This window comes from Mesorhizobium norvegicum, assembly GCF_004919685.1.
In the GTDB taxonomy this organism is placed as follows: domain Bacteria; phylum Pseudomonadota; class Alphaproteobacteria; order Rhizobiales; family Rhizobiaceae; genus Mesorhizobium; species Mesorhizobium norvegicum.
In genome coordinates this window covers 1-21682 of sequence record NZ_SMYZ01000110.1, presented here as the reverse complement: position 1 = coordinate 21682, position 21682 = coordinate 1, and the positions used below count along the sequence as shown (strand labels likewise).

The 21682-nt window shown below is 63.8% G+C and carries 19 protein-coding genes; 8 read left to right on the top strand and 11 right to left on the bottom strand.

The window, feature by feature from the left end; all coding sequences use genetic code 11:
* Nucleotides 1-171: 171 nt before the first annotated feature.
* The 4 genes from FCU66_RS36080 to FCU66_RS36065 all read right to left on the bottom strand — a co-directional run bounded on the left by FCU66_RS36080 (nt 172) and on the right by FCU66_RS36065 (nt 5931).
* Nucleotides 172-1548 carry a M16 family metallopeptidase gene (locus FCU66_RS36080; protein ID WP_136620980.1) on the bottom strand — a complete coding sequence of 459 codons (1377 nt, stop codon included), beginning with the start codon at nt 1546-1548 and terminating at the stop codon, nt 172-174.
* Between the two features lie 2 nt (nt 1549-1550).
* The gene (locus FCU66_RS36075; protein ID WP_136620979.1) at nt 1551-2939 is read right to left on the bottom strand and encodes a M16 family metallopeptidase; all 1389 of its coding nucleotides are present in this window, start codon (nt 2937-2939) and stop codon (nt 1551-1553) included.
* A 236-nt stretch (nt 2940-3175) separates the two neighbouring features.
* Nucleotides 3176-3730 (bottom strand): 16S rRNA (guanine(966)-N(2))-methyltransferase RsmD, encoded by a 555-nt coding sequence (gene rsmD, locus FCU66_RS36070; RefSeq protein ID WP_127381499.1) that lies wholly within the window; start codon nt 3728-3730, stop codon nt 3176-3178.
* Nucleotides 3727-5931: a pseudouridine synthase gene (locus FCU66_RS36065; protein ID WP_136620978.1), complete on the bottom strand. Its 2205-nt coding sequence runs from the start codon at nt 5929-5931 to the stop codon at nt 3727-3729. The genes rsmD and FCU66_RS36065 overlap by 4 nt, the downstream gene beginning before the upstream one ends.
* A 181-nt stretch (nt 5932-6112) precedes the next feature.
* On the opposite strand from FCU66_RS36065, the gene FCU66_RS36060 reads away from it, so the two are divergent.
* The gene (locus FCU66_RS36060) at nt 6113-6562 is read left to right on the top strand and encodes a nucleoside deaminase (RefSeq protein WP_136620977.1); all 450 of its coding nucleotides are present in this window, start codon (nt 6113-6115) and stop codon (nt 6560-6562) included.
* Between the two features lie 41 nt (nt 6563-6603).
* On the opposite strand, the gene FCU66_RS36055 is transcribed toward FCU66_RS36060, so the two are convergent.
* Both FCU66_RS36055 and ileS read right to left on the bottom strand, forming a co-directional pair.
* Nucleotides 6604-7284, bottom strand: coding sequence for a hypothetical protein (locus FCU66_RS36055; RefSeq protein WP_136620976.1), 681 nt, complete (start codon nt 7282-7284; stop codon nt 6604-6606).
* Between the two features lie 211 nt (nt 7285-7495).
* Nucleotides 7496-10459, bottom strand: coding sequence for an isoleucine--tRNA ligase (gene ileS, locus FCU66_RS36050; protein WP_136620975.1), 2964 nt, complete (start codon nt 10457-10459; stop codon nt 7496-7498).
* A 93-nt stretch (nt 10460-10552) separates the two neighbouring features.
* On the opposite strand from ileS, the gene FCU66_RS36045 reads away from it, so the two are divergent.
* On the top strand, nt 10553-10762 hold the full coding sequence (locus FCU66_RS36045; RefSeq protein ID WP_136620974.1) for a hypothetical protein: 210 nt from the start codon (nt 10553-10555) through the stop codon (nt 10760-10762).
* On the opposite strand, the gene FCU66_RS36040 is transcribed toward FCU66_RS36045, so the two are convergent.
* The gene (locus FCU66_RS36040) at nt 10752-11558 is read right to left on the bottom strand and encodes a MipA/OmpV family protein (protein WP_136620973.1); all 807 of its coding nucleotides are present in this window, start codon (nt 11556-11558) and stop codon (nt 10752-10754) included. The two genes, FCU66_RS36045 and FCU66_RS36040, sit on opposite strands and share 11 nt — an antisense overlap.
* Nucleotides 11559-11753: 195 nt before the next feature.
* On the opposite strand from FCU66_RS36040, the gene FCU66_RS36035 reads away from it, so the two are divergent.
* Entirely contained in the window at nt 11754-12308 is a 555-nt protein-coding gene (locus tag FCU66_RS36035; protein ID WP_136620972.1) for an HdeD family acid-resistance protein, read from the top strand.
* Nucleotides 12309-12326: 18 nt separating this feature from the next.
* Here the strand turns inward: FCU66_RS36035 and FCU66_RS36030 are convergent, their stop codons facing one another.
* Complete coding sequence (locus FCU66_RS36030; protein WP_136620971.1) at nt 12327-13307, bottom strand: bifunctional riboflavin kinase/FAD synthetase; 981 nt, start codon at nt 13305-13307, stop codon at nt 12327-12329.
* 6 nt (nt 13308-13313) lie between these two features.
* Nucleotides 13314-14174: a TIGR01459 family HAD-type hydrolase gene (locus FCU66_RS36025; protein ID WP_168992091.1), complete on the bottom strand. Its 861-nt coding sequence runs from the start codon at nt 14172-14174 to the stop codon at nt 13314-13316.
* 254 nt (nt 14175-14428) lie between these two features.
* Between FCU66_RS36025 and FCU66_RS36020 the strand changes: the two genes are divergently transcribed.
* Together FCU66_RS36020 and FCU66_RS36015 are read left to right on the top strand one after the other, a co-directional pair.
* The gene (locus tag FCU66_RS36020) at nt 14429-16414 is read left to right on the top strand and encodes a TadE/TadG family type IV pilus assembly protein (protein WP_181956586.1); all 1986 of its coding nucleotides are present in this window, start codon (nt 14429-14431) and stop codon (nt 16412-16414) included.
* A 284-nt stretch (nt 16415-16698) separates the two neighbouring features.
* The gene (locus FCU66_RS36015) at nt 16699-17331 is read left to right on the top strand and encodes a LysE family translocator (RefSeq protein WP_136620968.1); all 633 of its coding nucleotides are present in this window, start codon (nt 16699-16701) and stop codon (nt 17329-17331) included.
* Between the two features lie 10 nt (nt 17332-17341).
* Here the strand turns inward: FCU66_RS36015 and FCU66_RS36010 are convergent, their stop codons facing one another.
* Complete coding sequence (locus FCU66_RS36010) at nt 17342-18166, bottom strand: DUF2189 domain-containing protein (RefSeq protein WP_136620967.1); 825 nt, start codon at nt 18164-18166, stop codon at nt 17342-17344.
* A gap of 305 nt (nt 18167-18471) precedes the next feature.
* Here FCU66_RS36010 and FCU66_RS36005 point away from each other — a divergent pair, with 305 nt between their 5' ends.
* Nucleotides 18472-19695 (top strand): TadE/TadG family type IV pilus assembly protein, encoded by a 1224-nt coding sequence (locus tag FCU66_RS36005; protein ID WP_136620966.1) that lies wholly within the window; start codon nt 18472-18474, stop codon nt 19693-19695.
* A gap of 148 nt (nt 19696-19843) precedes the next feature.
* On the opposite strand, the gene FCU66_RS36000 is transcribed toward FCU66_RS36005, so the two are convergent.
* Nucleotides 19844-20560: a glutathione S-transferase family protein gene (locus tag FCU66_RS36000; protein ID WP_136620965.1), complete on the bottom strand. Its 717-nt coding sequence runs from the start codon at nt 20558-20560 to the stop codon at nt 19844-19846.
* Nucleotides 20561-20666: 106 nt separating this feature from the next.
* Between FCU66_RS36000 and FCU66_RS35995 the strand changes: the two genes are divergently transcribed.
* Both FCU66_RS35995 and FCU66_RS35990 read left to right on the top strand, forming a co-directional pair.
* Nucleotides 20667-21029 (top strand): winged helix-turn-helix transcriptional regulator, encoded by a 363-nt coding sequence (locus tag FCU66_RS35995; protein ID WP_136620964.1) that lies wholly within the window; start codon nt 20667-20669, stop codon nt 21027-21029.
* Nucleotides 21030-21100: 71 nt separating this feature from the next.
* On the top strand, nt 21101-21610 hold the full coding sequence (locus FCU66_RS35990; RefSeq protein WP_136620963.1) for a CAP domain-containing protein: 510 nt from the start codon (nt 21101-21103) through the stop codon (nt 21608-21610).
* Nucleotides 21611-21682: the final 72 nt, after the last annotated feature.

Sequence of the window (21682 nt, the reverse complement as noted above, 5' to 3'; positions counted from 1 at the left end):
TGACGGGGAGAGGGGCGCTCTCTTCGCCGGTTTCGCCAATCACCAGCGTTGCAAAAAGGGCGCCGAGGTTGCGGCCAGCCTCCTTCTCCCCGTCCCTATACGGGGAGAAGTGCCCGGCAGGGCGATGAGGGGCGGCGCCGGCGCTTGGAAAAGAGAAATCCGAGCCGGCTCTCATCCCTTGCCGGCTCCGGCCAGTTTCGGTCCTATGACCATGATGGTCGGCTCGGCCGACAGCAGCTTCTTCGCCGCCGCCTTGACCTGATCGAGCGTCACCGCGTTGATGTAGCCGGCGCGGCGCTGCATGTAGTCGATGCCGAGATCGTCGAGCTGCTGCTCGACCAAAGTCGCGGCGATGGAACTCGACGAGTCCAGATTGTTGATGGCATAGGCGCCGGTCAGATATTTCTTGGTTGCCGCCAGCTCCGCCTCGGTCGGGCCTTGCTCGGCCAATTGCTTGACCACGTCGCGGAGGATGCCCAGCGTCTCGGCCGCCCGGTCCGACCGCGTCCCGGTGCTGACGATCAGCGCGTTGGCGTGGTCCTGGTTGATCAGTGAGGAGTTGACGCTGTAGGCCAGCCCGCGCTTTTCGCGCACCTCCTGGAACAGGCGCGAGGTGAAGGTGCCGCCGCCGAGGATCTCGTTCATCAGCACGGCTGGAAAGAAATCCGCCGCCTTGCGCTTCACGCCGGGATAGGCGAGTTGCAGGGAGGTCTGCGGCAGGTCGTAGTCGACCTCGACATGCTGGGCCAGCTTCGGGTCGATATCGGCCACCGGCCTCAGCGCCTGATTTTGCGGCAGGTTGCCGAACACCATGTCGAGCTTCTTCTTCAGCGTCTCTGGGTCGATGGCGCCAACCACGGCGACATGCAGGCCACCGCGCGCGAAAATCGCCTTGTGGAAGGCTTTCAGATCGTCCGGCGTGATGGTGGCGATGCTTTCCTTGGTGCCCTGGTCGGAGCGGGAATAAGGATGGTCGCCATAAAGGGCGCGCGCCCATTTGTTCTGCGCGACCGTGTCGGGATCGTTCTCGCCGGCGATGATGCCGGACAGTATCTGGGAACGGATACGGTCGATCGGCGCCTGGTCGAAGCGCGGCTCGTTGACTGCCAGCCGCAACAGGTCGAACGCCTCGTCGCGCTGCTCGGCCAGCATGCGCATCGAGCCGTAGATGCCGTCGCGGCTCTCGTCGAAGCTCATCTCGGCGCCAGCATCGTCGAGCTTGATCTGGAAGCCTTCCGAGTCGAGCGGGCCGGCGCCTTCGTCGAACAGGCCAGTCATCAGGTTGGCCAACCCTTCCTTGCCCGGCGGATCCTGCGTCGAGCCACCGCCGAAGACGAAGCGGATGGCAACGATCGGCACGGAATAGTCCTCGACCAGCCAAGCGGTGATGCCCTTTGGCGAGGTGACAGACTGGATGTCCATGGCACGCGCGGTGAGTGCGGGCAGGACCAGGAAGAGGATGGAGAGGAAAAGGGTTGCGAGAGCGGCGCGCGCTCTTCCTTCTCCCCTTGTGGGAGAAGGGAAGACATGGCGGTGCTGGTTCATCATCATCAATTCCCCGCCTGTTGCTGCGGCAAGAGATAGCCGGTCGTCGACCGGGCGAGCACCAGATAGCGCGCGGCGACGGCCTTGACCTCGTCTGTCGTGACCTTGCGGATGCGGTCCGGCCATTGCTGGACGTCCTGCACATTGCCGCCGGTGGCAAGCGTCGAGCCGTAGATGTTGGCCATCGAATCCTGCTTGTCACGGGCAAAGATCATCGACCTGACATAGCGGTCCTTGGCCCTGTCCAACTCGTCTGCCGTGACGCCATCCCTGACGATGCGTGCCACTTCCGCATCGACCGCCGCTTCGATGTCGGCGAGCTTGGCATCGCCGCGCGGCGCGCCATAGACGGTGAAATTGGTGTCGTCGAGCATGGTGCCCTGGAAATAGGCGCCCGCGTTGGAAGCGATGCCTTGCTGGACGACGAGCGCCTGGTAGAGCCGGCTGCGATTGCCGCCGCCGAGGATTTCCGCCAGCAGGTCGAGCGCTTCCGCCTCGCCCGGCTTGCCCGAATGATAGGACGGCACCACCCACTGGGTGGAAAAACTCGGCACGCTGACGCGGGCATCGGCGAGCGTGACCGTACGTTTGGTGTTCTGCTCCGGTTCGACCGGTCGGATGCGGGGCGGCAGATCGGGGCCACGCGCCACCTTGCCATAGGTCTTTTCGGCCAGCGCCTTCACCGTATCGGGGTCGACATCGCCGGCGACGATCAGCACGGCGTTGTTGGGTCGGTAGTATTTGTCATAGAAGGCGGTCGCGTCGGTGCGGTTCAGCTGCTGCATCTCCTGCATCCAGCCGATGACGGGAATGCGATAGGGCTGGTTCTGCCACAGCGTGGCATCCACCTCCTCGTCCAGAACCGCCTCTGGATTGTTGTCGATGCGCGAGCGACGCTCCTCGAGGATGACGTCGCGCTCGGTCTTGATGACATCGTCGGTGAGGATGAGGTTGCGCATGCGGTCGGCCTCGAAGCTCATCATCAGCTCGAGCGCGGACGGCGCCACCGTCTCGTGGAAGGCGGTGTAGTCGTAGGAGGTGAAGGCGTTGTTGGAGCCGCCGATGTCGGAGATGGCGCGGTCGAACTCGCCCGCCGCATGGTGGGTCGTCGCCTTGAACATCAGATGCTCGAAGAAATGCGCGATGCCCGATTTGCCGGGCGGCTCGTCGGCGCTGCCGATCTTGTACCACACCATATGGGTGACGATCGGCGCGCGGTGGTCGGGAATGACGACGACCTCCATGCCATTGTCGAGCAGGAAATCCGTGACCTTGAACGCGTCCGGCGTCGTGTTGGGCAGCACGGAACTGTCGGCCAGCACCGGGCCGGTCATGACAAAAGCCAACGAGGTCGCCAGCAGCGTTGCGCGCAGCCATTCAGCCTTGGATGTCATCAATGGCTCCGGTTTCGTAGAGCGGTTCATCGTTTCACGGAAACGTTGACCGCTCTATCTCTTTGTTTTGACGCAATTCCGGACGGAAAACCGCTTCACACTTTTCCTGGAATTGCTCTAGGCAGGACGATAGGCAGGGTGTTGGCGACAAGCAAAGTGAATTGTTGGTCATGTTGCCGGCAAAGGCGGCGGCAAAGAGGCCGGCTGTGGATGCCCGGCTATGGATGCGAGGCGTATCAGGCCGCCTCGATGAAGCGGATGACGGTCTCGCCATAGTTGCGTTCGTCCAGCACGGAAAAGCCGGGGCCTGGCTCGAAGGGCGCCACCGCGGCCTCCTCGACCACGCACAGCGCGCCGGGGCGAAGCCAGCCGCCGGCCTTCGCCGACTGCAGGGCGCGCTCGCCAAGACCCTTGCCATAGGGCGGGTCGGCGAAGACAAGGCCGAACGGCGCCAACGTGCCGGCCTCGCCAAGGCCGGTGGCATCGCGACGGAAAATCTTGGTGCGGCCGGTCAGGCCGAAGGCCTCGACATTGTCGCGGATCAGGCCACGACCTTCCGCCGATTCCTCGATGAAGACGCCGTAGGAGGCGCCGCGCGACAGCGCTTCGAGCCCAAGCGCGCCGGTACCGGCGAACAGGTCGAGCACGCGCGCGCCGTCCAATTGCTCGGCAAAGCGATGCGCCAGCACGTTGAAGACGGCCTCGCGGGTGCGATCGGTCGTCGGACGGATGGCGCTCGAGCGAGGCGTCGCCAAGGGACGCCCGCGAAACTCACCGCCGACGATCCTCATCTCGCCTTGGGGCCCCTGGGACCACTGCGCGGACGGTCCCCACCGCCGGCGCCGCCCGGACGCTCGCCTCTCGGCTTGCCGAATGGTTTTGCACCGGCGGGTTTGCCATAGGACGGCTTGAACGACGCCTTGCGCGCCTTGGCGTCAGCCGCCTTGGCGGCGTCGGCCTCCGCCCTGCCCTTGCCGATCGGCCGCGCGCCCGGCGCCATCCAGACATTGGCCTTGCGCTGGCCGGGCGGCTCGATCGGCCGCTGCTCGCGCTCGGATTTCTTGCCGCCACCCGGCTTTCCGCCAAAAGCACCGCGCGGTTTGTCGCCGAAGCCGCCACGGGGCTTGTCGCCAAAATTGCCGCGGGGTTTGTCGCCGAAGCTGCGTTCGGGACGCGGACCGCGTTCGCCAAAGCTCTTCTCGGACCCCGTGCCTCTGTCGGGACTTGTCGACAGCTTGCCCAGCGCCTCGTCGCGACTGCCTTCGCGGCGTTTGCGGTTCTTGATCAACCCGCCCTCGCCGATCGGACGGCGCTCGCCGTCACGGGTGAACTTTGGCCTTTCCGGCTCCGGCTCGCGGATTTCGGTGCGCCGCACCGGCTTGTTGGAAAACGGTTTGGTGACATCGGCGTCGAAATTGGCGCCTGATTCCTCGACGAGGCGCTCGCCAAGCTGGTCGCGCAACACCCTGCCCTTGATCTCCAGCACATGGCCCTCGGCGAGGTCATCGAGCTGGAACGGCCCGTAGGAGATGCGGATCAGCCGCGTCACGTCGAGGCCGAGCGAGCCGAGGATGTTTCTGACTTCGCGGTTCTTGCCCTCGCGCAGGCCGATCGTCAGCCAGGCATTGGTGCCTTGCTCACGGTCGAGCGTCGCTTCGATGGCGCCGTAAAACACGCCGTCGACGGCAATGCCTTCACGCAGGCCGGCAAGCGCGCTCTCCTCGACCTTGCCGTGGACGCGCACGCGGTAGCGGCGCAGCCAGCCGGTGGCCGGCAGTTCGAGCACGCGCGACAGGCCGCCATCATTGGTGAGCAGCAGCAGGCCTTCGGTGTTGATATCCAGCCGGCCGATGGTCATCAGCCGCGGCAATTCAGCCGGCAGCACGTCGAAGACGGTCTTGCGACCCTCAGGGTCGCGGTTGGTGGTGACGACGCCGGCCGGCTTGTGGAACAGGAACAGGCGAGTGCGCTCGATCGGCGGGATTTCCATGCCGTCGAGATGGATGATGTCATCAGGCATGACGTTGAAGGCCGGCGAGGTCAGGGCGCGGCCATTGACCTTGACGCGACCGGCGGCGATCAGCTCCTCGGCATCGCGGCGCGAGGCCAGGCCGGCGCGGGCCAGCCGCTTGGCGATGCGTTCGCCTGCCTCTTCCGCAGCCTCGGCGGGACGCGGGCGCGGCTTGAAGCTGCCGCCTGACGCGCCTTGCGGCCGATCGCCAAAGTCGCGCTTGGGGCGATCGCCGAAATCACGCTTGGGGCGGTCAGCGAAGTCACGCTTCGGTCGATCGCCGGCATCGCGCGGCGCGCGGTCGCTAAAATCACGCTTGGGACGGTCGAAGCGCTTTTCGCCGCCCTCTGCCGCCGCAGCCGGCCGGTCGCCGCGCGGTGCATAAGGTTTGCGCGGCCCTTCGCGCTTCTCATAGGGCTTGCGCTCGCCTTCGGCCGCCATTGGCCGGTCGCCGCGCGGTGCATAGGGTTTGCGCGGCCCTTCGCGCTTCTCATAGGGCTTGCGCTCGCCTTCGGCCGCCATTGGCCGGTCGCCGCGCGGTGCATAGGGCTTGCGCGGCCCTTCACGCTTCTCGTACGGCTTGCGTTCGCCTTCGGCCGCCATTGGCCGGTCGCCACGCGGTGCATAAGGCTTGCGTGGGCCTTCGCGCTTCTCATACGGCTTGCGCTCGCCCTCGGCGGCCACCGGACGATCGCCGCGCGGTGCGTAGGGCTTGCGTGGCCCCTCACGCTTCTCAAAAGGCTTGCCTTCGGGACGCGGACCCTTGCTGAATGGCTTGTCGCCGCCCTTGAAGTCGCGCTTCGGCCGCTCGCCATCGGCAGCCATCGGCCGATCGCCACGCGGTGCGTAAGGTTTCTTGGCGCCAAAGGACGGCTTGCCGCCTTTGCCGGCGGCGCCATCACGGCTGCGCGGTCCCGCGGCTTTCGAGCCACTCCTGGCCGGACCCTTCTTGGGTCGGAATTTCTTGTCGTTGTCGTCCATGTGGCCTTTATCCGTTTGCGCTGCTAAAGCGTGGCGCATCCTTTCGGGCGCGCAACGAACGCTGTAGCACTTTTGATTTGGCGCATGATCATTTCCGAAAATCGAGTCCGATTTTCGGGTTGATGCGCTCAATAACAGGATCAACGCCGGGTGGCGAGGAGATAATCGGAATGGAAATCGCGTGAAGCGGCCCGATTTCATGGCGCTGGCGCTGAAGGAGGCCGAAGCTGCCGCCTTGCGTGGTGAAGTGCCGGTCGGCGCCGTCATCGCCAACGGCGATGGCGTTGTCGCCAGCGCCGGCAACCGCACCCGCGAACTTGCCGACCCGACCGCGCATGCCGAGATGCTGGTCATCCGCGAAGCCTGCCGCAAGCTGTCAGCCGAGCGGCTCACCGGCCATGATCTTTATGTGACGCTTGAGCCTTGCGCCATGTGCGCCGGCGCCATTTCCTTCGCCCGGCTGCGCCGGCTCTATTTCGGCGCCGCCGACGACAAGGGCGGTGCGGTGGTCAATGGCGTACGCTTCTTCGCCTCGCCGACCTGCCACCACACGCCCGACATCTATCCGGGCATGGGCGAGACCGAAGCGGCCCTGCTGCTCAAAGAATTTTTCCGGGAACGGCGCGGCTGAACCGGGCGCCCTTCGGCAAGAAACAACAAAGAGGCGGTTTTTTACAGGGACGGCATCCAGTCGAACCAGCCGCTGCCCTTCTTGCCTTCCGCCTCTTTCTTGAGACGGCGTTCCTTCTTGTACTCGTCCTCGCCAAGCTCATTCTGCGGCGCTGTGCCGGCTGCGACACGATACTGCACCGGCGGTTCGCTGAGATATTTGCGGGTGTTCGGATCGCCCTGCTTGCTATCGGCGAGACGACGCCGGATCTCGGCGGCGCGACCTTTGTCGGAATCGGCGGGTGTCCACGCCGGCGGGTGGCTCGAGCCCGATTCCGCCAGTGCCCTCTTCACCGAGGCCGGATCGGTCTGCACGTCCTCGACGATCTCCGACTGGTAAGTCGGGTCGTTCTGGTGGGCGGTGGCGTCGGCGCGCAGGCGGGCGCGGCGCTGCTCGGGCGATTCGGGCCATTCGGCGCTTGCCGTCTCGATGCTGTCCTGCGGTGCCGGCAGCGCTTCCTTCTGGCCTGGCGCCGGCTTCACCAGCGTCGGGCGCGGCTTGTAGTCGATCTGTTCCTTGCGCTTCGGCGCGAATGAAAAGGCGCCCGAAATATCGCCGGCCAGCTGTTCACCGGCGGTCTTGTCGGTGCCATAGGTCGGAGAGCCCATGCAGCCGGACAAAGCCAGGCCCGATGCGACAAGCGGCGCCAGCAGCGCGAGGCGCGCGTTATATCTCTCGGTCATGCCAAAAAGTCCCACTGTAGACAGCCTCTCGATTGCCACCGGCCTCATGACCGGTCCCCATCGTCCAAGCACTTGCGACGGAAATCCGGCGACAATTTGTCTTCCGGAGTTTCGCGTGTTTACCTCAACCACTCGTTAAGGGCAACGCGCGGGCGGTTTTCGCCCGCCCGGCGTGGCATTTGTGCACCGATCAAGCTGGCCGGCCGGCCTGTCAAAGCCGGCCAAGCGCCTTCAATTCGTGCAGCACCGCCGCATCGCGCGCCGAAACATCCGGGAATTCCGGATCCTGGCCGACATCGGCGGTGTAGCGCCAGGACCGCGCGCATTTCACCAGGCCGCGGTCCTCGGCCTTTTCGACCACCACGGCGACACCCCTGACGTCGTCAAGCGTGAAGGCACCCGCAGGCGCTTCGCCATGAGCGATCACCAGATCGCTGGTGATCGCCATCTCGGCCATGTCGACATCGGATATCGCCGCTTCGAGCGCCGCATCGTTGATGGTGACGACCGGCACTGCTTCCAGCGACGACCCGATCACCTTCTGGGCGCGCGCAATCTCCAGCGCGCCGGTGACGACACGCCGCACCTGCCGCACCTGGCGCCACTTTTCCGCCAGCGCCTCGTTCTTCCAGTCCGCCGGGATTTGCGGGAACTGGTCGAGATGCACCGAGACGGCGTCGGGATGATGATCGAGCCAGGCTTCCTCCATGGTGAAGGGCAGCATCGGCGCCAGCCATTTCACCAGGCAATTGAAGAGATGGCGTACCACCTGCACCGAAGCCTTGCGTTTCACGCTCGACGGCGCGTCGCAGTAGAGCGCGTCCTTGCGGATGTCGAAATAGAACGCCGACAGCTCGACCACCATGAAATCGAGCAGCATGCGGGTGATGCGCTTGAATTCGAAGGCGTCGTAGCCCGAGCGCACGATTTCATCGAGCTCTGCCAGCCGGTGCAGCATCAGCCGCTCCAACTCCGGCATTTTTTCCAGCGGCACCTCCTCGCCATCGTCATGGGCAAGCGTGCCCAGCATCCAGCGGATGGTGTTGCGCAGCTTGCGGTAGGCGTCGATGTTGGTCTGCAGCACGTTCTTGCCGAGCCGCTGGTCCTCCCAGTAGTCGGTCGTCACCACCCACAGACGCAGGATGTCGGCGCCCGACTGCTTGATGACGTCCTGCGGCACGACGGTGTTGCCGAGCGACTTCGACATCTTGCGGCCATCCTCATCCATGGTGAAGCCATGGGTGACGACGGTGTCATAAGGCGCCCTGCCCCTGGTGCCGCAGCTTTCCAGCAGCGAGGAATGGAACCAGCCGCGATGCTGGTCAGAGCCTTCGAGATAGACGTCGGCCGGCCATTTCAGGTCAGGACGATCCTCCAGCGTGAAGGCGTGCGTCGAACCCGAATCGAACCAGACGTCGAGGATGTCCATCACCTGCTTCCATTTGGAAGCATCGTGATTACCGAGGAAACGCTCCTTGGCGCCGGCGGCGAACCAGGCGTCGGCGCCCTCCTGTTCGAAGGCGTCCATGATGCGCTGGTTGACCGCCTCGTCCTTCAGCACATTGCCGTCGGCATCGGCGAACACAGCGATCGGGACGCCCCAGGCGCGCTGGCGCGACAGCACCCAGTCCGGGCGCTCCTCGATCATGGCGCGGATGCGGTTCTGGCCGGCAGCGGGCACGAAACGGGTATCGTCGATCGCCTTCAGCGCGCGGCTGCGCAACGTCGAGCCGTCGCCGAGGTCCTTGTCCATGTAGACAAACCATTGCGGCGTGTTGCGGAAGATGATCGGTTTTTTGGACCGCCAGGAATGCGGATAGCTGTGCTTCAGCCGGCCCCGCGCGAACAGCGCGTTGCGCTTGATCAGCTCGTCGATGACCGCCTGGTTGGCGTTGCCCTTCTTGCCGTTGTCGTCGATGACGCGCGCTGGTCCACCCTCGCGGTCCGGGCCGAAACCCGGCGCGTCCTTGGTGAAGAAGCCGCCATCGTCGACGGTGAACGGGATGGCGCTGTCGATGCCGCGTGCGCGCAGATCCACCGCCGCATCCATCCAGGCGTCAAAGTCCTCGCGGCCGTGGCCGGGCGCGGTGTGGACGAAGCCGGTGCCGGCATCGTCGGTGACATGGTCGCCGGCGAGCATCGGAACGGCAAATTCGTAGCCGCCGCCAAAGCCCTTGAACGGATGCGAAAGCGTAAGGCTGCCAAGCTCTTGCGCCGAAACGCTGCGGAGACGATTCAAGGTGACCTTGGCCTTGGCCGAGGCGTCTTCGGCCAGTGCGTCGGCAAAGATCAGCTTTTCGCCCGGCTGCGGACCGAACGCGTTCTCGGCCGCCGTGACCTCGTAGAGGCCGTAGCTGATGCGCGGCGAATAGTTGACGGCGCGGTTGCCTGGAATGGTCCAGGGCGTCGTCGTCCAGATGACGACGTGAGCCTGCAGCAGGTCGAGCGCTCCCTCCGTCAGTTTGGTCCCGCCATCATCGATGGGACGGACCAGGCTGGCGACCGGAAACTTCGCCCAGATCGTGTCGCTCTCATAATCCTGGTACTCGACCTCAGCCTCGGCCAGCGCCGTGCGCTCGACCACGCTCCACATCACCGGCTTGGAGCCGCGATAGAGCTGGCCCGACATGGCGAATTTCAGCAGCTCGCCGGCGATCCGCGCCTCGGCATGGAAAGCCATCGTCGTATAGGGATTCTTGAAGTCGCCGACGACACCGAGTCGCTGGAACTCACCGCCCTGCACCGTGATCCAGTGCGCGGCGAACTCACGGCATTCCTTGCGGAATTCGTTGACCGGCACCTCGTCCTTGTTCTTGCCCTTGGCGCGGTACTGCTCCTCGATCTTCCATTCGATCGGTAGGCCATGGCAGTCCCAGCCGGGCACGTAGTTCGAGTCATAACCGCGCATCTGGAACGAGCGGGTGATGACGTCCTTGAGGATCTTGTTCAGCGCATGGCCGATATGGATGTTGCCGTTGGCGTAGGGCGGGCCGTCATGCAGCACGTATTTCGTGCGGCCGGCCGCGCTCTCGCGCAGCTTGCGGTAGAGGTCCATGTCCTGCCAGCGCTTGACCAGCAGCGGCTCCTTCTCCGGCAAGCCGGCGCGCATCGGGAAATCCGTCTGCGGCAGGTAAAGCGTCTTGGAGTAGTCGATCGTATCAGTGGTGTCGGTCATTGGTCTGCCATGTGCATTGCCCGGCGGCAAAGGGGGCTCGGGCGTTGAACTATACTTTTTGAGCATGTCGTTTTCCCAAAACCGGGGCCACTTTTGGGCGACATGCCTGATGATTTGGAAAAAGCGCGAGAGGCCGCGCGCAAAATTCCCGGCGGCTCCGGCGGCGCTCAGGCCGCCCGGAACACCGGGCTTGTAATTCGTATCGTCAGCGCGCGAAGGCGCGAAAAGCTCATCATGGCAGGGCTTTTAGCGGAGAAAGACGCAGGAATAAAGCGTCTCTCGTTCGATTCACTTACATCGTGAAATCGAAGCGATAGGTGGTCGACACGCCGATCGTGAACTGATTGCGGTCGCCGCGTTCCTTGACCAGACTGGAATCGGCCGCCGGTCCCATCAGGCGCGAATATTCGCCAAACAGGCTGGCGGTCATCGGCTCGGTCACCTTCCAGGTTATGGCGCCGCCGAGGCCGGTCGACTTCAGCCCGCCACCGGGATGATATTCGCTCAAGCCCGAGGCCACGGCTTCCTGCGCGTCGACGCCATAATAGGCGTCGAAATAGTTGGCCGAGGCGAAGGAAACACGCGGTCCGCCCGAAATCCGTACGGTTGGCGTCACATCGTAGAAGGCGTCGGCAGCGATGTCGGCGACAAAGCCGTTGTGAGCGCGAATGCCGTGGCGAAGCTCGGCGCGGGCGCGCAGCCAATCGGTCGGATAGAATTCGAAGAAGCCGCCGACTTCGCCGCCCCAGCGCACCGGATCGAGGCCCTTCAGCTCATCGGCGTTGCCATCGTCACGGGAAAACAGGAACTTGCCGGTCAGGCCAGCGCGGACACCGCCATCATCGACCAGCGCCAGCGAGATGTTGTCGTTGCGCGAGACAAAGCGTGCCGCCGGTCCGGCCTTGCCCAGCGAAATGATCGGCGAGGCGCTGAGCAGATACTTCTTGCCGCCCTCGAAATTCGGCGCCACCATGCCAGTGGCGCCAACGGTCAGATACCAGTCGCCGGACAGCCAGCTGCCCTCGCCTGCATTGGCAGCGCCCACGCCACCCAGCACTGCTGCGGCCAACACCAGAGAGATTCTTCCGACCGGACTCATGGCCACTCCACTAACACAACACACACGATCACCGACGACAGCTTTGACGGCCGTTTGGTAAAATTTGATTTAAATCCGAGACATCCGCGCGCGGTTTGCTGCAATCCCGCTGCCGGTCATCGACTGGACGTTGGCCGGCGCCGGGACTAACTTCCATCCGGCAGTATCCCGCGGCCCTTGATGGAGACGGCGACAATGACCCTGCACGGCGACGCCTTGAAAATCGCGATCGAACAGACACGGACAAAATGGGGGTGGTTTGTCGCGCTCGGCGTGCTGCTGCTCATCTTCGGCGGCATTGCCTTCGGCAATCTGTTCATCGCCACGGTGGCTTCTGTCTATGTCGTGGGATGGCTGATGCTGATGGCCGGCATCATCGAGATCGTGCATGCGTTCGGCGTCAAGACCTGGAGCCGCTTCTTCTACTGGCTGCTCAGCGGATTGCTCTACGCCGTTGCCGGCTTCTTCGCTTTCGACAATCCGCTGCTTGCTTCAACGGTATTGACGTTCCTGCTGGCGATCGCGCTGGTCGCGTCGGGTGTGCTCAGGGCCTGGGTCGGCTACAGCCACCGGCCGGAACGCGGCTGGGGTTGGGTCGTCGCGGCCGGTGTCATCAGCGCCCTTGCCGGCCTGATCATCGCCATGGGCTGGCCGGTCAACAGCCTGTGGGTGCTCGGACTGTTTCTGGCGATCGACCTGATCTTCCAGGGCTGGACCTTCATCGCCGTCGGCCTGGCGCTGAAGAAGTAACCGGGATCACGCCTGGATTCAAAAAGCCATGGCCGCGTCGAGGTCGGAGAGCGGCTTGACGCCGGCAAGCAGCGCGCGTGCCTCGGCTTCATCGCGCTTCATCTGCGCGACCAGTGCATCGAGCCCTTCGAACTTCACCTCCGGGCGCAGGAAACCGAAGAAGGAAACCTGGCAGATCTCGCCATAGAGGTCGCCGGAGAAATCAAAGACGAAGGTTTCCAGAAGCGGCGCGCCATTGTCGTCGACGGTCGGGCGGCGGCCGAAGCTGGCGACACCGTCGTGAAGCGTGCCGTCGGCGCGGCGGAAGCGGACGGCATAAATCCCTTCCTTCAGAGTCGCTTCGGGCGACAGCCTCATGTTGGCGGTCGGAAAGCCGAGCGTGCGGCCGAGCTGCTGTCCGCCGACCACCTCGCTTTCGACGGTGAAGCGATAGCCGAGCAGTCCGGCGGCCTCGGCCACCTCGCCCTGGCTCAGCAACCCGCGGATGCGGCTGGACGACACCACCTCGGCGCCCTCGTCGCGGAAGGCGTCGACGAGCGTGACGCCGAAGCCGTGACGCTCGCCGGCCGCCATCAGGTAGGCCGGGCCGCCTTGACGATCCTTGCCGAAATGGAAATCGAACCCGGTCACGGCGTGGGTAATGCCAAGGTTCCTTTCCAGCACATCCGTCACGAATGCTTCCGCCGACAGCGAGGCGAAGTCGCGCGTGAACGGCTGCTCGACGAGCGCGGCAAAGCCCAGCAGCGACAGGAGCCGCGCCTTCATCGGCGGCGGCGTCAGCACGAACAACGGGATATCAGGCCTGAAGATCTTGCGCGGATGCGGTTCGAATGTCAGCACCAGGGCCGGCACTCCGCGCCGTCCGGCCTCGGCCGAGGCCCGCTCGAGCACCGCCTGATGGCCGCGATGGACACCATCGAAATTGCCGATCGCCACCACGCCGCCGCGCAGGTCTGCGGGCAGCGGCGCGGTTGCCAGAATGCGCTGGAAGGCTGCCATCGTCACCTACCGCAGTCTGGGAATGACGGCCACCGGACGATACCCATGCTTTTCCAGGAAGGTCGCCAGCCTTGCCGGATCCGGTTGCAGTGCATCGCCATAGTCGCGGGCATGGATACCGCCGGAGACATAGAGAACATCGAAGCCATTGTCGGCGGCGCCCTTCACATCGGTCATCATGCCGTCGCCGATGGCCAGCACCTGGCCGCGCTCGACCGGCCGGCCAAGAATCTCGGCAACCTCCTTCATCGCGAGGTCATAGATCGGCGCGTAAGGTTTTCCGGCGATCAATGTGCGGCCACCGAGCTGGGCATAATCGCGTGCCAATGCACCGGCACACCAGATGATGCGTTCGCCACGCTCGACCACGATGTCGGGATTTGCGCAGATGAAAGGCAGGTTCCTGGCGCGCAGCCGCCGCAGAAGCTCGGTGTAATCCTCGGGCTTCTCGACCTCGTCATCGAACAGGCCGGTGCAGACGACGCCGGACGCCTCGAACTCCTCGACAAGCTCGACGTCGAGACCGTCATAGAGCGTGAAATCGCGGTCGGCGCCGATATGGAAAATCTTGCGCGGACCTTCGGCGATCAGATCCCGGGTCACGTCGCCTGAGGTGACCACCCGGTCGTAGGCTGACGGTGGAACACCGATCGCGTTCATCTGCGCCACGACATCGGCACTTCGGCGCGGCGAATTGGTGATCAGGACGACGGGGATTTCCGCCTCTCGAGCCCTTGCCAGCGCCGAGGCCGCCACAGGGAAATGCCTTTCACCATTGTGGACCACGCCCCAGACATCGCACAGGATTGCCGAATAGGCTTTCGCCACGTCTTCGAGCGAGCCGATGATTTCAGGCGAATCCGCCATGCCGTTTCCTTCAGTCATGATCATTACGAGCGCCACGACCGACGGTTCGCCGCAGCCGGTTCGGATTAGCCGAACCGCTCCGGCCTGTCACCAGCTTTCGCCGGGCATCTGCGCAGCGTCAGCAAGGGTGCCCATTGGTTAGCGGTCGGTGAAGTGCTGACCCGGCAATCGAGCGATTTCCCAAACGCGGCCTTCAGCGTTTTGTGGAAAGCTGGCGTCGACCGAGAATCCGCCGGCGGGGGCCGCTGCAAGACATGCATGAACTTTGGCGTCAGTTCTGCCGCGACAGGCGCGGCAACTATGCTCTTATGACAGTCATTACGATGGTTCCGCTGATGGGCGGCTTGGCGATGGCGGTCGATTTCACCGAGATGAGCCGTGAAAAACAGACGGTCTTGAATGCGCTCGATGCCGCCAACTTCGCCACGGCGCGCCGGCTGACGGAAGGTGCTACCGACGACCAGTTGAGAGCCTATGCGCTCGACTTCTTCATTGCCAACCTCAACAAGGTCGATCCCGCCAACACGACGCTCAGCGTCACCTTGCCAAGCAACACCGCTGGCGGAGGCTTGCTCAAGATGAGCGCGCGGCTTGACTACAAGCCCTATTTCTATCCGGTCTTCGGCCAGATGATCGGCAAATCCGCAACCGACGCAAACCAGAAGATCAGCTTCAACGTCACTTCGGAAGTGCGGTTGAAGAACACTCTGGAAGTTGCCCTGGTGCTCGACAATTCCGGATCGATGACCAAGACCGGAACGGGCTCGGGACAAACGCGCATCGCCCTTCTCAAGACCGCGGCCAAACAGCTGGTCGACACGCTGGCCCTGCAGGCGGCCATGATCAAGCAGGTCGACAGACCGGTGCAGTTCGGCCTCGTGCCGTTCGCCGCAGCGGTCAATGTCGGTCCCGGCAACGGCAACGCGTCCTGGATGGACGCCGAAGGCCTGTCGCCGGTATCGAACGAGAATTTCGACTGGTCGACGCTGAACACGGCCACCAAATACGCCCAGCAGACCAACGGCATCTGGTACAAGCGCGGTTCGGGATGGGGTGCCGACGAGGGCCAGATGCTGACCCGGTTCTCGCTCTACCGCGATATGAAGGTCGTCACCAACCATGAGCGTGTCACCAACAGCAAGCGTGTGGTTTGCGACGAGTACAACTCGAACAACACCTGCAAACGAAACCACGACGAATATGACTACATCGATTCCTACGGCCCATTCGCCAGTTGGCAGGGTTGCGTCGAGACCCGGCCCTATCCCTACAATGTCAACGATGCCGCGCCGTCCGGCGGCTCGGCGAACACCGGCATAGGGGTTGGCGATCCGGCAACGATGTTCGTGCCGATGTTCGCCCCGGACGAACCCGGCAATCATTGGAGGCTCACCCAGGACCCCGACGAGGCCGAGCCGACGACCTATGGCGCCGTCAACAGCTGGTGGAATGACGACCCGACGAGCAGCACCGGCCAATCCCGGCTGCGCAACATGGCCAAATATTTCCAGCCGCGGCCGATCAATGCGCCGGCGCTGCCGGCCGGCAATGGCCCGAACTACAGCTGCTCCACCAACCCGATCACGCCACTGACCGACGTCAGCGTCACCGATGGGCTTACCGCGATCAAGGCCGCGATCGACCTGATGCAGCCGGATGGCGGCACCAATGTTCCCGAGGGCATGGCCTGGGGCTGGCGGGTGGTTTCGAGCGGCGAGCCGTTCACGCAAGGGCGCCCGGAAACCGAGAGAGGCAACGACAAGGTCGTGATCGTGCTGACCGATGGCGCCAACACCTACTACACGCCCTCATCGCTGGGTTATTCCGATCCCGCCGATTCGAAGTCGACTTATGCGTCCTTTGGCTATCTCCAGCCCGGCTACAACGGCACCTCGGTCGGTCGCCTGTTTCTGGGTACGTCGAGCGCCATCGGCCAGTTCGACTATTCGAACGGCAATTATACGAATGCGCTCAACGAGCAGATGGCGACGCTTTGCAACAACGCCAAGGCGGCCAACATCATGGTGATGACGGTGGCGCTCGACCTGTCCACGACCAAGACGGCCGACAAGCAGGCGATCGACGCGCTGAAAGCCTGCTCGTCGAACTCGCGTTTCCGCAAGGATCCGACGGACCCGAGCAAGCCGGCGAAACTGTTCTGGAACGCCACCGGCGCCACCTTGTCGAACGACTTCAAGGAAATCGGCAACGAATTGTCGAACCTGCGCGTGGTCGGCTGAAGCGCTGGAACTGCCAATCTCCCCCNNAGGGGGGTGCTGTCCCGCCGGCCTGTCAGCCAATTGGCGCGCATGCCTCAAGGTTCTGGTCGGAGATGGATCGCATTGAGGTTGCGTTCCTTCACACCCCCCTCTGCCCTGCCGGGCATCTCCCCCGCAAGGGGGGAGATTAGCGCTTCATTGCCTTCGCCAGTTCTCGACACTGGCGCAAAGGCTCCCGTCGTGATGCTCTTGCGGTGCGCCAAAGCGCATGGTGAGTATCGTCTCCGCTTCCAGGAGACGCCTCCATGCCCGAAACCGCCAATCATCTCGCCTTCGCCCTGGTCTGCCTCGGCATGGTGCTGACGCCTGGCCCCAACATGATCTATCTGATCTCGCGGTCCCTGTCGCAAGGGCCGAAGGCCGGACTGATCTCGCTTGGTGGCGTGACACTCGGCTTTCTCTTCTATGTGCTGGCGGCGGCCTTCGGCATCACCGCGCTGCTGCTCGCCGTGCCCTATGCCTATGATGCGCTGCGCTTTGCCGGTGTGCTCTATCTCCTGTGGCTGGCCTGGCAGGCGGTGAAGCCGGGCGGGCGTTCGCCATTCCAGGTGCGCGAGTTGCCGAGGGACCGGCCGCGCAAGCTGTTCGCAATGGGCCTGATGACCAATCTGCTCAATCCGAAGGTGGCCGTGCTCTATCTGTCGCTGCTGCCGCAGTTCATCAGCCTGGGCAAAGGCCATGTCCTGTCGCAGCTTCTGGTGCTGGGCGCCACGCAGATCATGATCAGCCTCAGCGTCAATGCCATCATCGCGGTGACGGCCGGTTCGATCGCCACCTTCCTCGCCGGACGGCCATTGTGGCTGGTCATCCAGCGCTGGATGATGGGCACCGTGCTGGCGGCGCTGGCGCTGAAGATGGCCACCGACGCGCAGCGCTGAGATCGCTTGCCTACATCGGCCGCCTTATCTGCTGTGCCCGTTCCGGTTCGACCACCTTGCGGTAGAGATGCCAGGTGGCATGGCCGAGCACCGGCATGACCACGGCGAGCCCGGCAAACAGCGGGATCGAGCCGATCACCAGAAGCACGGCGACCAGCAGCCCCCACAGCGCCATCTGCAGCGGGTTGGCCATCACCGCCCGGGCCGAGGTCTCGATCGCCGAAACGGCGCCGACGTCCCGGTCGAGCAGCAGCGGGAAGGCAATCACGGTGGTGGCCAGCACGACCACGGCGAAGACAAAGCCCGCGGCATTGCCGGCGAGGATCAGCGTCCAGCCCTTGCCGGTCGTCAGCACCTCGCGGACGAAGCTGCCGATCGATACCGGAGGCTGATCGCCGAACAGGCCGGTGTAGATCGACTGCGCGGTGTACAGCCACAACAGGAACAGCGCGACCAGCATGATGCCGATCACCACGATCGACGGAACCGCCGGCGAGCGGCGCACATCGAGTGCATGCCGCCAGGAGGTGTTCATGCCGAGTTCGCGCCGGCGGCTGATCTCGTAAAGGCCGATCGCGGCAAACGGCCCAACCAGCGCGAAACCCGACATCAGGGGGTAGATGAGCTGGATGGCATTGGCGCCAGACGTCCACCGCGTCAGGATCAGGCCAACGATAGGATAGATCAGGCACAGGAACACGTAGTGCGAGGGTTTTGCCCAGAAATCCTCGGCACCGAGGCGCAGCGCATCCCAAAGGTCCGACGTGGTGATGCGGCGCACCGTGGGCTGCACATGCATTCCGCGTGCGTCCGCCATGACATGAAAGCCGGCCATAACCTTCCTCCCGTGTGTCGGGGCGGTCACCGCCAGGATGGCCGCCCGGAGCTGCCACTTCAAGAACGAGAGGCACGATAGCAGAGTTGGCGGCGATTGTCGCCGCGTCAATGGCCTGGGGAGCAGCAGCTCCTCGTTGTGCTCATCTCTCCGTATCGCCTCTCATATGGCCGTGCCTTGGCAGGCTTTCGTTTTGGCCAACCATTGTGCTGCATTTTAGCATTTACGTATTTTAGCATTTCCTTAAATGGCTCGTAGAGACCCCTGGCGTATCACCTGAGCTTTACGAGTTTTGGCGAGGGACTATGTTCGCATTGAAAGGCTTCTGGTCTTCGGAGCGCGGCAACTTTGCCATAACGACCGCCATGGCGATGCTGCCGATAATGATTGGTTTGGCCGGCGCCGTTGATCTGATCGGCACGAGCCATGACGCCTCGCAACTACAGAACTCGCTGGACGCGGCGGGGCTCGCCATCGGCACGAAGTTCTCTCCCGATATGGCGGCTGGCGATGTTCAGCAGCTTGGGCTGCAATTCTTCGCCGCCAATATGAGCGCGGCCGACCCGCAGGAATATTCGGGCAGCGTCTCCGCTTTCGCGGCAACGGCCAGCGGCAGCCCAAGCGCCTACTTTGTCTCGCTGTCGTCCAGCATAAGCCGCCCAAGCTTCATCGGCGACTCGGCCCCCTGGCAGGCCTCCCGCTCGGCCTCGGTCAAGATAAAGCCTGGCGCGCAGGCCTGCGTGCTGGCGCTCGATCAGCATGCGTCCGCCGCCGTGAACCTGCAGGGCTCGACCAACGTCTCGATGGCCAATTGCGTGATCGCGGCGAACTCGGACGCGTCCGATTCTGTCAATAGAGGCGGCTCCGCACTGGTTTCGGCGGGCTGTGTCTCAACCGTCGGCGGCACCAGCGGGCTGTTGCCACCCAGCGCCAGTCTCGCCTGCGGAACGCCGCACGAACATCGGTACGCGTCCTTTGATCCACTGGCCGACGTCATTCCTCCCCCTTACACATTGTGTTTGCCGGTCCCGAACGGCAAAACCTACACGCTGTCGCCCGGCACTTATTGCGACAAGACATTGTCGGGGAACATCACGCTTAATCCGGGCGTCTACATCATGCGCGGCACCACCATAAAGCCAGGGGGAAACGGCAGCCTGACTGGCCAGGGCGTGACCATATTCCTCATGGAAAGCGCTCAGATCTACATAAATGCCAATGAGAAGGTGAACCTTTCCCCGCCCACCAGCGGCCCTTATGCTGGTATCACCATTTTCCAGGATCGCGGCAATACGTCTGCCCTGACGTTGAATGGCGGCGCAAATTCCGTGCTCAGCGGTTTCATCTACGCGCCGAACGCGCCCATTTCCTACGCCGGCAACTCTGATATGAGCGCCCAGGGCGACTGTCTCAGGCTTGTCGGCAATACGGTGCAGATGACCGGAAACTCGTCCGTCGCGTCGGACTGCGCGGCTGCGCTTGGAAATCGCGCAATGTATGCTGACCGAATGATCACCCTCGTGAAATGAGAGACGGCTCCCAACGTTTGACCTGACGTCCGGAGGCGCCGGCGGTAGCGTTGAGAAGAATGGCGGTCGCGTTCAACAACGCCGGAGTGCGGCAACCGCACTCCGGCAGATAAGTGCCTTTCACAAAGGCAGTTGAAAATGAGCATCGCTACGGTTGCGCCGGTGCCGCGAAGCGATCGATCACATCGGCCAGAGGGACGTGGCCAAGGCAGGCGCCCGAACCGGCGGGCTGTTCGCCATCCTCGACAGCCAGGGCATATCGCACGACCGGATCAGCTTCGATGCGGCGGCGCAACCCGGCCAGCTTGGGATAGGCAGCGCCGTCGACCGCCTGGTGGAACTCTGCCCAGCGGGCCACACCAATCAGCGTTGTATCCGCCAGCGTCAGCCGATCGCCGACCAGGAAATCCGTATCGACGATCATCTCCTCAAGACGGTCGTGGCGTTCGGCAACGGCCTTGCGGCCGAAGTCGCGCAAGGTCGCCTTCAGCGCCGGTTCAGCCGCCGCCATTTCCAATGCCACCCAGAGCGGGCTGAAAGCGGCGGTGAAACCGGTGTTCACGAAGGCCATCAACTGGTGCATGCGGTCGGATTGCGGCGTGCGCGGGTCGAAACTGATGCGACGTTGCGTGTCGCGGGCTTCGAGCCACGCGGCGATGGCCATGGTCTCGGTGAGCACCGTGCCTTCGTCGGTGATCAAAACCGGCGTTTCCAGACGGCCGTTGATGCTGGCGTAGGCGTCGTTCTTCATCTCGGTGAGCATATCGACGCGGCACAGGCGATAGGGTTGGCCGACGCGTTCAAAGGCAGCGACGAGCCCCATCGAGCTTCCCGCCGGGAAGCCGTAAAGGAGGATAGGTTCCATTTGTTTTCTTCCATGATTGAAGGGATCACGCCGCGCAGCGAAACTTGACCCTAAACTCTGGTCGCCCCATGTAAATTACGCACAATTCTGTAACCAGGACCCGCCCATGAAAGACGTCGTCTCACGCTGCCCGATCGAAGAGACCATGCGCGTGCTCAGCGGTCGCTGGCCCACACTGCTGCTCTATTATCTGAAGGACGGGACCAAGCGGTTTAGCGAGCTGAGGCGCGACAACCCGACGGTGTCGCACCGCATTCTGTCGCTGGAACTGCGCAAGCTGGAGGACGCCGGTATCGTGCGGCGAACGGCCCGCGAGGGCTATCCGCTGCGGGTCGACTACGATCTCACCGCGCCGGGTCGCAGGCTTGTACCGCTCATCGACGCGCTGGGCTCGTGGTGGGAACGGACCGAAGACGACCGGACGGGCCGTTCCCCGACTTCGGACGTAAATCTCGACACCGCCGCCTAAAGCGCCGGTTAGACCGGAATTTTCGCCGCCCTGCCCGGCAAAAGCCATGATCGCCACTATCTCAGGTGGGCATGACCATTGCGAAAATCGAAAACCACCCGATCCCGAATCTGAACAGGCGCATGGTGCTGACCGGCCTCGTCGCGCTGGCCGGTCTCGCCGCCTGTAGTACCGTTTCGCTGCCGACCGGCGAAGGTGCCGGGGTCTCCTCATCCGCCACCGGCACACTGGCCAGCATCCGCGCCTCGGCCGGGCTTGCGCCGCTGGTCCCCGACCGGCAGCTCGAGCAGGCCGCCCTGCAGCAGGCCGGCTACATGGCGCAGCGCCGCCGCATGAGCCACACCACCGGCTGGGGCAAGGATTTCGCCTCGCGCGTCAAGGGCAATGGCATTGCGGGAGCAGCCGCCGAGAACATCGCCGAGGGCCGTTTCGACCTTCAGAAGCTGTTCGACATCTGGGTGCATTCGCCCGGCCATCGCCGCAACATGCTCGACCCGCGCTTCACCCGCTTCGGCCTTGCCTATATGCGCGACGGCAGCGACGGCAACCTCCGCTACTGGAGCCTCGTGCTCGGGAAATAAGAGGCGTCCCGGTTCCGTGCGCCACCACGAAGACGACCTGACGGAAACTTCAGCTAAGGCTTGTTGAGATTC

Coding starts and splice junctions, on each gene's coding strand:
- FCU66_RS36080 (WP_136620980.1), bottom strand. CDS start 1,548: ATGATGAACCAGCACCGCCATGTCTTCCCTTCTCCCACAAGGGGAGAA.
- FCU66_RS36075 (WP_136620979.1), bottom strand. CDS start 2,939: ATGACATCCAAGGCTGAATGGCTGCGCGCAACGCTGCTGGCGACCTCG.
- rsmD (WP_127381499.1), bottom strand. CDS start 3,730: ATGAGGATCGTCGGCGGTGAGTTTCGCGGGCGTCCCTTGGCGACGCCT.
- FCU66_RS36065 (WP_136620978.1), bottom strand. CDS start 5,931: ATGGACGACAACGACAAGAAATTCCGACCCAAGAAGGGTCCGGCCAGG.
- FCU66_RS36055 (WP_136620976.1), bottom strand. CDS start 7,284: ATGACCGAGAGATATAACGCGCGCCTCGCGCTGCTGGCGCCGCTTGTC.
- ileS (WP_136620975.1), bottom strand. CDS start 10,459: ATGACCGACACCACTGATACGATCGACTACTCCAAGACGCTTTACCTG.
- FCU66_RS36040 (WP_136620973.1), bottom strand. CDS start 11,558: ATGAGTCCGGTCGGAAGAATCTCTCTGGTGTTGGCCGCAGCAGTGCTG.
- FCU66_RS36035 (WP_136620972.1), top strand. CDS start 11,754: ATGACCCTGCACGGCGACGCCTTGAAAATCGCGATCGAACAGACACGG.
- FCU66_RS36030 (WP_136620971.1), bottom strand. CDS start 13,307: ATGGCAGCCTTCCAGCGCATTCTGGCAACCGCGCCGCTGCCCGCAGAC.
- FCU66_RS36025 (WP_168992091.1), bottom strand. CDS start 14,174: ATGGCGGATTCGCCTGAAATCATCGGCTCGCTCGAAGACGTGGCGAAA.
- FCU66_RS36020 (WP_181956586.1), top strand. CDS start 14,429: ATGCATGAACTTTGGCGTCAGTTCTGCCGCGACAGGCGCGGCAACTAT.
- FCU66_RS36015 (WP_136620968.1), top strand. CDS start 16,699: ATGCCCGAAACCGCCAATCATCTCGCCTTCGCCCTGGTCTGCCTCGGC.
- FCU66_RS36010 (WP_136620967.1), bottom strand. CDS start 18,166: ATGGCCGGCTTTCATGTCATGGCGGACGCACGCGGAATGCATGTGCAG.
- FCU66_RS36005 (WP_136620966.1), top strand. CDS start 18,472: ATGTTCGCATTGAAAGGCTTCTGGTCTTCGGAGCGCGGCAACTTTGCC.
- FCU66_RS36000 (WP_136620965.1), bottom strand. CDS start 20,560: ATGGAACCTATCCTCCTTTACGGCTTCCCGGCGGGAAGCTCGATGGGG.
- FCU66_RS35995 (WP_136620964.1), top strand. CDS start 20,667: ATGAAAGACGTCGTCTCACGCTGCCCGATCGAAGAGACCATGCGCGTG.
- FCU66_RS35990 (WP_136620963.1), top strand. CDS start 21,101: ATGACCATTGCGAAAATCGAAAACCACCCGATCCCGAATCTGAACAGG.